Below are 7,588 nucleotides of genomic sequence, written 5' to 3' on the forward strand. Positions count from 1 at the left end.
CGCCGGGGCGCTCGCGGGCGCGTCGGGGCGTGACGGAGTCGACATCGGGACGATTGTGCCCCGTCTTCCCTGGAGTGATTAAATTCTTGGCGTGGTGATGCTGTCGTTGGTGGCCAGCCATCACGACCTCGACCTGTCCGTGCTGGAGCGGTTGTCCGCCGACACCCACGCCGTCGGGCGGGAGATCGTGACGGCCTCGGAGTCGATCGCGGGGGCGGTCGTCCTGGCGACCTGCAACCGCTTCGAGCTGTACCTGGACGTCGCCGACGCGGACGCCGCGGACGCGGCCCGCTCCGCCGTCGCCGGTGCCGTCGCCGCCCGCTCGGGCTACGCCCCGGAGCGCGTGGCCGACGCCCTCGCCCCGGCCACCGGCCCGCGGGTCGTGGAGCACCTGTTCGCCGTCGCCTCCGGCCTGGAGTCGATGGTCGTCGGCGAGCGCGAGATCGCGGGCCAGGTGCGCCGCGCGCTGACCGCGGCCCGCCGCGACGGCACCACGACCTCCGACCTCGAGGGCCTGTTCCAGGCCGCGTCCCGGACCTCCCGCGCCGTCGAGGGCCGCACCGGCCTGGGCGCCGCGGGCCGCTCCGTCGTCGGCGTCGCGCTGGACCTGGTCGAGGACGGCCTGCCCGACTGGTCGGACGTGCGCTGCCTGCTGATCGGCACCGGCTCCTACGCCGGCGCCAGCCTCGCCGCCCTCAAGGCCCGCGGCTGCCGGGACGTCCTGGTCTACTCGGCCAGCGGGCGCGCCGGGCAGTTCGCCGCGCAGCGCGGGGTCACCGCCGCCACCGACGACCTCGCCGCCAGCCTCGCCGGCGTCGACCTGGTCGTGGCGTGCAGCGGCGCCTCCGGGGCGGTGCTCGACGTCGACGCGCTGATCCGGGCCCGGTCGGCCGAGGCCGCCCTCGGTGCGCGACCGCTCGCGGTCCTGGACCTCGCGCTGCAGCACGACGTCGACCCCGCCGTCGGCGAGCTCCCCGGCGTCCGGCTCGTCAGCCTCACCACCGTCGCCGAGCAGGCGCCCGACGGGCACTCCGCCACGGTCGCCGAGGCGCGGGCGCTCGTCGAGGAGCAGGCCGCGACCTTCGAGCGCGACCTGCGCACCCGGCAGTGGAACCCGCCCGTCGTCGCCGAGCGCCGCCGGGTGCTGGAGGAGCTGGGCGCCGCGGTCGACGGCCTGCCCGAGCGTGAGGCCCGCGCGCTGCGCCGCCGGGTCCGCGCTGCGCTGCACGCCCCGACGGTCCGCGCCCGCGAGGCCGCCCGCGCCGGCGACGCGGCGTCGTACGCCGCGGCGCTCGCGGACCTGGCCGCGGTCGAGGTCCCGCGCCCGGCCCTCACCGGCCGCTGATCTCTTCCGCCCAGTTCGGCAGTCACGTACCCAGTTCGGCACCTGCAGCTGCCGAACTCGGCCGCGGAGTGCCGATCTCGGCCGTCACGCCTCCAGGTAGCGGAGCAGGTCCGTCGCCAGACCCGTGTAGGTGGCCGGCGTGAGCGCCTGCAGCCGCGCCTCGACGTCGGCCGGCAGACCCAGGCCCGCGATGAACTCGCGCATGTCCTCCGCCGTCAGCCGGCGACCCCGGGTCAGCTCCTTGAGCCGCTCGTACGGGTTCTCCATGCCGGTCACCCCCGCCACGGACGCCGCGCGCATCGCCGACTGCACCGGCTCGCCCAGGACCTCCCAGTTCTGGTCGAGCTCGCGCGCCAGCAGGTCCCGGTCGACCGACAGCGCCGCGAGGCCCCGGCGCACGTTGTCGATCGCGAGCAGCGAGTGCCCGAACGCGGGGCCGATGTTGCGCTGCGTGGTCGAGTCGGTGAGGTCGCGCTGCAGGCGGCTGGTGACCAGCGTCGCGCCCAGGGAGTCGAGCAGCGCGCAGGACAGCTCGAGGTTCGCCTCGGCGTTCTCGAACCGGATCGGGTTGACCTTGTGCGGCATCGTCGACGAGCCGGTCGCCCCCGCCACGGGGATCTGGGTGAACACGCCCCGGGAGATGTAGGTCCACACGTCGGTCGCCAGGTTGTGCAGCACCCGGTTGAACCGCGCGACGTCGGCGTACAGCTCGGCCTGCCAGTCGTGCGACTCGATCTGCGTCGTCAGCGGGTTCCAGGTCAGGCCGAGGTGCTCGACGAACGCGCGGCTGACCTCGGGCCAGTCGGCGCCCGGCACCGCCACGACGTGCGCGCCGTAGGTCCCGGTCGCGCCGTTGAGCTTGCCGAGGTACTCCGCGCCCTCGACCCGGCGCAGCTGGCGGCGCAGCCGGTGCGCGAGGACCGCGATCTCCTTGCCGAGCGTGGTCGGCGTCGCCGGCTGGCCGTGGGTGAGCGCGAGCAGCGGCACGTCGGCGAGGTCGCGTGCCATGCCGGCGAGGTCGTCGACCAGGCCGGTCGCGGCCGGCAGCCAGACGTCGCGCACGGCGCCGCGGACCATGAGGGAGTACGACAGGTTGTTGATGTCCTCGCTGGTGCAGCAGAAGTGCACCAGCTCGGAGACCGACGGCAGGACCGTCTCGCCCAGCACCGACGGCGCGGCGGCGATCTTCTCCTTGAGGAAGTACTCGACCGCCTTCACGTCGTGCACGGTGGTCCGCTCGAGCTCGGCGAGCCGTGCGACGTCGTCGGCGCCGAAGTCCGCGACGACCGCGCGCAGGTACCCCTGGTCCGCGTCCGGCAGCACCGGGGCGCCGGGGACGACGCCGTGGGTCGTCAGGTGGATCAGCCACTCGACCTCGACGTGCACCCGCTCGCGGTTCAGCGCCGCCTCGGACAGGTGGTCGACCAGGGGTGCGACGGTCCGGCGGTACCGGCCGTCGAGCGGGCCGAGGGCGATCGGCGGCTCGACGTCGGCCAGCGACGTGCGGGCGGCGGGCGCGGCGGACGGGCTGCTCTCGTGCGCGGGCATGGGCCGCATCCTCCCACGCCGTGCATCCGGGTGATCCGCGGCGGGCGCCCGCTGGACGGCTCTCGCCCGTCCCGGCTGGTCAGCGCGCCGTCGGTGGCCGGCCCCGGCCGCACGGCCGGGTGACGCCGCGCGCCCGGTCGGGGAGAGCGCTCGCCCGATCCCTCACGCGGGCGCCGCCGCTGCCGATACGCAGACCACTCAGGGGGAGCCGTGCGGAGCAGACGCAGGGGCGCGCGCGGGCACAGCGACGAGGGGTACGGACATGGCGGGACTGGGGCGACGGGGCCGGACGGCCGGACCGGCGCAGGGCCTCGAGGCCGAGCGCGAGCTCCGCGCTCTCGACGACGTCGTCCGGGCGCTCGGGTCGTCGAGCGGCGGCCAGCTGGGCGACATCCTCGAGACGATCCGCACCGCGCTCGGCTTCGCGTACGCGTCGGCCTGGCGGGTCGACCCCGGCGAGGGCGCGCTCGTGTTCGTCGCCCAGTCGGGGCACCTGTCCCGCGAGCTCACCGAGATGACCCCCGGCTACCGGATGCCGAAGGGCGTCGGGCTGTGCGGTCTGGCGTGGCAGCGGGACGGGGTGCTGCCGGTCGCCGACCTGAACGAGCACGCGACCAACTGCGCCCGCGGCGAGGTCTTCCTCCGGGCCGGCGCGCGCGGCGCGATGACGATGCCGCTGTGGCACCGCGGCGAGGTCGTGGCGGTGCTCGACTTCCTGACCACCGAGCGGCGCTCCGAGGGCCCCGCGCAGGTGCTCGTCCTCGACGTGCTCGCGCGGACCGTCTCCCAGGCGCTCGAGGCGCGGCGCGCCGCGGACGAGATCGCCCAGGTCGCGCGCGACCAGCAGGCCGTGACCGCCTCCGTCGCGAAGGTCGGCCAGTGCACCGACGAGGAGCAGGCGCTGCGCGTCGCCCTCGACACCGTCCGCGAGGAGTTCGGCTGGGACTACGGCTCCTACTGGGCCGTCGACCCCGAGGCGCGCGTGCTGCGGTTCCAAGTGGAGTCCGGCACCGCCGGCGAGGAGTTCCGCCGCGTCACGCTCGCCGCGAGCTTCGCCGAGGGCGTCGGCCTCGCCGGGCGCGCCTGGCGGGCCCGGGACCTCGTGTTCGTCCGCGACCTCGGCGAGCTCACCGACTGCGTCCGGGCGCCCGCCGCGCAGCGCGCCGGCGTCCGCTCCGGGGTGTGCATCCCGGTGATCGTCGGCGACGAGGTCCTCGGCACCATGGACTTCTTCACCACCGCCACCATCGAGCTCACCGACAGCCGCCGCGGCTCGCTGCGCAACGTCGCCCGCCTCGTGTCGCAGCGCGTCGACATCCTCCGCGCCGCCCAGCGGGACCGCGCCGCCTCCGAGGCGCTGCTCGGCAGCGTCGCCCGGCTGTCCGAGAGCGCGTCCGAGGCCGTGCGCGTCGCCGAGGAGGCCGTCGCGCAGACCGCCGCGATGGCCGAGGAGGTCCGCACGCTGGAGGCGTCGTCCTCCGCCGTCGGCGACGTCATCCGCGTGATCTCCTCGATCGCCGACCAGACCAACCTGCTCGCGCTCAACGCCACCATCGAGGCCGCACGCGCAGGGCAGGCGGGGCGCGGGTTCGCCGTCGTCGCCACCGAGGTGAAGGACCTCGCCGGCGGCACGTCCACCGCGACGTCACACGTGGAGCAGCAGGTCGCCGACATCCAGGCGAACACCGCCGCCGTGTCCCGCGGCATCGAGTCGGTCAGCACGACGATCCGGCGCATGGACGAGGTCCAGGCCCGGATCGGCGAGGTGCTCGACGAGCAGCGCGAGATGGCCCGGTCCTTCCGGGCCTCCTGACCCCGCGGCGTCCCCACGGGGCGTGCCGCGGGCCGGCGACGGGCCCGCACCCGTCGCCGGCCGCGGTGGCCGGTTCCACTCCTCTCCTCGGTTCCGGGGTCGGCGTCAGCGTGTGCCGCCCCGAGCTGCGGGGTCTGCGGACCACTGGGTCCGTCGGCCGGCGGAGGTCCCGCACCCGCCGCCGGCCGACGGGTTCAGCGGCGGGTGGTCAGGTGAGCACCACCCGCGGGATGCGACGGAGCAGCAGGCCGAGGCCCGCCAGTCCGAGCGCGGCCAGCACCGTCAGGGCCGCAGGAGCACCCGTCGTGGCCAGCGCGGCCGGCACGGTCACCGCCGCGACGGCCGAGCGGTCCAGGGCGGCGGCGAGGTCGGCCGCGGCCAGGACGTCGGAGGAGAAGGTGACGTCGGCGACCGTGGTGGTGCCGGTGCCGGTGACGGTCCCGGTCCCGGTCGTGGTGCCGGGGGTGGTGCCGGGGGTGGTGCCCGGGTCGGTGCCGGGGTCGGTGGTGCCCGGGTCGGTGGTGCCGGTGCCGGTGCCCGGGTCGGCCACTGCGGCCTCGCCGACCACGCCGAGCGCGACCTCGCCGACGGTCACCGGGACCTCGATCGGCAGGGTGACGCCGATGCCGGAGAGCAGGCCGTCGGAGTCGCCGTCGCCGACCGTGGCGGTCGGGGCGTCGGTGCCGGTGCCGGTACCGGTGGTGCCGGTGCCGGTCGAGGTGGTGGCGGCGTCGCCGATCAGGCCGACAGCCAGGTCGCCGATCGTCACGGGGACGCTGATCGGAGCGGCGATGCCGGTGCCCGCGAGCGGGCCGTCGGAGTCACCCGTGCCGACCTCGGCGGTCGGGGCGCCGGTGCCGGTGGTGCCGGTGGAGGTGGTGGCGGCGTCCCCGCCGAGGCCCAGCGCCACGTCACCGACGGTGACCGGGATGCTGATCGGCGCGGCGACGGAGGTGCCGGAGCCGATGCCGTCGGAGTCGCCGTCCCCGACCTCGGCGGTCGGGGCGTCAGAAGCGCCTGTGCCGGTGCTGCCGGTGTCGGTCGACTCGGTGGACGCGTCGCCGAGCAGGCCGAGCGCCACGTCGCCGATCGTCACGGGGACGCTGATCGGAGCGGCGATGCCGGTGCCCGCGAGCAGGCCGTCGGAGTCGCCGTCATCGACCGTGGCGTTCGGGGCACCGGTGCCGGTGGTGCCAGTGCCGGTCGACTGGGTGGACGCGTCGCCGAGCAGGCCGAGCGCCACGTCGCCGATGGTGACCGGGATGCTGATCGGCGCGGCGACGGAGGTGCCGGAGCCGGTGCCGTCGGAGTCGCCGTCCCCGACCTCGGCGGTTGGGGCGTCAGAAGCGCCTGTGCCGGTGCTGCCGGTGTCGGTCGACTCGGTGGACGCGTCGCCGAGCAGGCCGAGCGCCACGTCGCCGATCGTCACGGGGACGCTGATCGGAGCGGCGATGCCGGTGCCCGCGAGCAGGCCGTCGGAGTCGCCGTCATCGACCGTGGCGTTCGGGGCACCGGTGCCGGTGGTGCCAGTGCCGGTCGACTGGGTGGACGCGTCGCCGAGCAGGCCGAGCGCCACGTCGCCGATGGTGACCGGGATGCTGATCGGCGCGGCGACGGAGGTGCCGGAGCCGGTGCCGTCGGAGTCGCCGTCCCCGACCTCGGCGGTTGGGGCGTCAGAAGCGCCTGTGCCGGTGCTGCCGGTGTCGGTCGACTCGGTGGACGCGTCGCCGAGCAGGCCGAGCGCCACGTCGCCGATCGTCACGGGGACGCTGATCGGAGCGGCGACGCCGGTGCCCGCGAGCAGGCCGTCGGAGTCGCCGTCCCCGACCTCGGCGGTCGGGGCGCCGGTGCCGGTGGTGCCGGTGCCGGTCGACTCGGTGGACGCGTCACCCAGCAGGCCGAGCGCCACGTCGCCGATCGTCACCGGGATGCTGACGGGCGCGGCCACGGACGTGCCGGACCCGATCCCGTCGGAGTCGCCGCCGCCGACCGTGGCGCTCGGGGCGCCGGTGCCGGCACCCGCGGGCGTCGTGCCGCCGGTGCTGGTGGCGGTCGCGTTCCCGAGGACGCCGAGGGCGACCCCGTCGACGCCGACCGGGATGCTGACGGGCGCGGCGATCCCGGTCCCGGAGGCGATCCCCTGGGAGTCCCCGCCCTCGACCGTGGCGGTCGGCGCGGCCGCGGGCGTCGCCGGGTCGGCGGCTGCCGGAGCCGTGGCGGTGGCGTCCCCGAGGACGCCCACGGCGACGGTCGAGACGTCCACCGGGACGCTCACCGGGGCGGCGACGGCCGTGCCGGACGCCACCCCCTCGGAGCTGGACCCGCCGGCGGACGCCGTCGGGGCGGGTGCCGCCGGCGCCGGGGCCGCGGATGCGGCGGCCGGGGCGGTGGTCGTGGCCGCGTCGCCGAGGACGCCGGCCGCGAGGCCGTCCACGTCCACGGAGACGTCGACGGGTGCCTCGACGCCGAGGCCGGACAGCAGGCCGTCGTCGTCGGCGGCGTAGGCCGACACGGCCCCGGCGACGACGAGGCCGCCGGTCAGCAGAGCGGTGTGGACCGCTCGTCTCATGTTCCTGTGCATGGTGGTCTTCCCCTGCTCCTGAGTCGGTGCGCCGGCGCGCGGCGCGAGGGCCCGTGTGGCGCGGCGGCACGGGTGCCGCGGGCGCCGGGGCCCGACTCAGGCGGGGAAGACGGGGACGTCGCGAAGGCGGAGCGGGAGCTCGACGCGGTCACGGGCGACGGCGAGGAGCCGTGACCCGCCGAGGACCAGCGCGAGGGTCGTGAGGACCGCCAGGACGTCCTGGCCGGCGGGGGTGCGCAGCGGGCTGCCGGCGGCGCCGGTGCCCGACGGGGCCGGCGAGCTCGGGGCGGGCGGGACCTGG

5 protein-coding genes are annotated in these 7,588 nt (G+C 76.4%); 2 read left to right on the forward strand and 3 right to left on the reverse strand.

The window, feature by feature from the left end; genetic code table 11:
* Positions 1-97 precede the first annotated feature (97 nt).
* Positions 98-1,345 carry a glutamyl-tRNA reductase gene (locus tag G6556_RS15555; protein ID WP_166943396.1) on the forward strand — a complete coding sequence of 416 codons (1,248 nt, stop codon included), beginning with the start codon at positions 98-100 and terminating at the stop codon, positions 1,343-1,345.
* Positions 1,346-1,429: 84 nt separating this feature from the next.
* On the opposite strand, the gene purB is transcribed toward G6556_RS15555, so the two are convergent.
* On the reverse strand, positions 1,430-2,893 hold the full coding sequence (gene purB, locus G6556_RS15560) for an adenylosuccinate lyase (protein WP_166943384.1): 1,464 nt from the start codon (positions 2,891-2,893) through the stop codon (positions 1,430-1,432).
* Between the two features lie 262 nt (positions 2,894-3,155).
* Here purB and G6556_RS15565 point away from each other — a divergent pair, with 262 nt between their 5' ends.
* A complete protein-coding gene (locus G6556_RS15565; protein ID WP_166943387.1) occupies positions 3,156-4,706 on the forward strand; it encodes a methyl-accepting chemotaxis protein in 1,551 nt (516 codons plus the stop codon).
* Positions 4,707-4,914: 208 nt separating this feature from the next.
* Here the strand turns inward: G6556_RS15565 and G6556_RS15570 are convergent, their stop codons facing one another.
* Positions 4,915-7,275, reverse strand: coding sequence for a hypothetical protein (locus G6556_RS15570; RefSeq protein WP_166943390.1), 2,361 nt, complete (start codon positions 7,273-7,275; stop codon positions 4,915-4,917).
* 108 nt (positions 7,276-7,383) lie between these two features.
* Positions 7,384-7,588 (reverse strand): hypothetical protein (locus G6556_RS15575; protein ID WP_166943393.1); only part of this gene is annotated, 205 nt, incomplete at its 5' end.

The sequence above is a fragment of the Cellulomonas sp. IC4_254 genome (assembly GCF_011603975.1).
Taxonomy (GTDB): domain Bacteria; phylum Actinomycetota; class Actinomycetes; order Actinomycetales; family Cellulomonadaceae; genus Cellulomonas.

Bases quoted from the DNA above. Each gene is read 5' to 3' on its own strand.
- G6556_RS15555 (WP_166943396.1), top strand. From the start codon at position 98: ATGCTGTCGTTGGTGGCCAGCCATCACGACCTCGACCTGTCCGTGCTG.
- purB (WP_166943384.1), bottom strand. From the start codon at position 2,893: ATGCCCGCGCACGAGAGCAGCCCGTCCGCCGCGCCCGCCGCCCGCACG.
- G6556_RS15565 (WP_166943387.1), top strand. From the start codon at position 3,156: ATGGCGGGACTGGGGCGACGGGGCCGGACGGCCGGACCGGCGCAGGGC.
- G6556_RS15570 (WP_166943390.1), bottom strand. From the start codon at position 7,275: ATGAGACGAGCGGTCCACACCGCTCTGCTGACCGGCGGCCTCGTCGTC.